Genomic DNA, 1,369 nt, shown 5'->3' with positions numbered 1-1,369 from the left:
TACTCCAGCATCACTTTGTGATGTAATGCCTGTCTTCGCTGGTAGTGGGCTTGTTTTGCCTGGTGTTGATGTCTTCGTCGCCATGTCGACCAGCCGAGCAGCCGGGCGGGGTCCGGGAGTGGGGTGATCAGGTGTGCCAGGAGACGTTTGATCTCGCCGAGCGTGAGTGGGATGAGGCCGCTGCCAAGGCTTTTGGGGAGATTGCTGCGGTGACGGCGAGGTAGGTGTGGGCGAGCAGGGCGAGGGTGATGTGTCTGTACCAGGCGTCGTAGCGGCGGACCTGGTACTGGTCGAGCCCGACCTCGGTTTTCGCGGTTTGGAAGCAGTCCTCGACCGACCAACGGGCACCGGCGACCCTGATGAGATCGGCGTCGCTGGTGCCGATCGGGGCGCCGCACAGGTAGTAGGCGGTTTCGAGTTCGCCCTTGGTGTTGGGGGTCAGCGAGCGCCGGGCCAGCAGCCAGCGCCGCCACGCGGGGCCGGCTTCGCTGAGGGTGGGTAACGTGGCCACGGCCCAATCGAACAAGCGAGGGCCTTTCGCGCCTTCACCGCAGCTGAGCCGCTTCCACGCGTCGGGTGGCGCGTCGGCGACGACCTGGTCGGCGCGCCAACTGCCCGCCAGTGACACGATCGGCGCGCTGCTGGGTACAGCCACCACATATCCGACCCTGCGCCGTTCGAGCCAGGTCCGGAACTTCGAATCACCCCCGTAGGCCTCGTCGGCGGTGACCCAGCGGGCAGGCACGCCAGCGTCCAGGGCGCGGGCCAGCATCCGTTGCGCCAGAACCTGTTTCGTCGCGAACTCGACCTCATCAGGCACCCCGGCGTCGCGGCAGCGGTCCCGATCGTTGGTCCACGACTTGGGCAGATACAGCTCCCTGTCGATCAACGTCCGGCCCTTCACCGTCGTATACGCGCAGAACACACCGAGCTGACAGTTCTCGATCCGACCAGCCGTTCCCGAGTATTGCCGTTGCACCCCAGCCGATTTCACGCCCTTCTTCAGGAACCCCGTCTCGTCGACAACAAGGACCCCGTCCGCATCGCCCAGATGCTCCACCGCATACGCGCGCGCGTCGTCGCGGACTCCGTCGACGTCCCACGCCGCCGCGTTCAATAGGCGCTGCATCCCATTCGGCGTCTGATCACCCGCGGCTTCGGCCAAGGTCCAGCCGTTTTTCCCCGCCAGCGGCGCCAGCAAGCCCCGCACATACGCTCGCGCCCGCAACCGTGGCTCCGCCCGATGAAACCGCCCCGCAACCCGCGCGAACAACTCCTCCAGCCCAGCCGTCCACGCAGCCAGATCCTCATCAACCAGCACGAAAACACATGCTACCCAACAACATCACGAAGTGATGCTGGAGTACTA

The 1,369-nt window shown here is 65.6% G+C and carries 1 pseudogene; it reads right to left on the bottom strand.

Annotation, left to right across the window (positions count from 1 at the left end):
* A pseudogene (locus A5789_RS09950) lies at positions 1–1,303 on the bottom strand (IS701 family transposase); the annotation flags it as partial.
* Positions 1,304–1,369: the final 66 nt, after the last annotated feature.

Source organism: Nocardia sp. 852002-51101_SCH5132738, from assembly GCF_001665695.1.
In the GTDB taxonomy this organism is placed as follows: Bacteria; Actinomycetota; Actinomycetes; order Mycobacteriales; family Mycobacteriaceae; genus Nocardia; species Nocardia nova.
The sequence above is the reverse complement of the archived record's forward strand: the minus strand, read 5'-3'. Positions and strand labels throughout refer to the sequence as shown.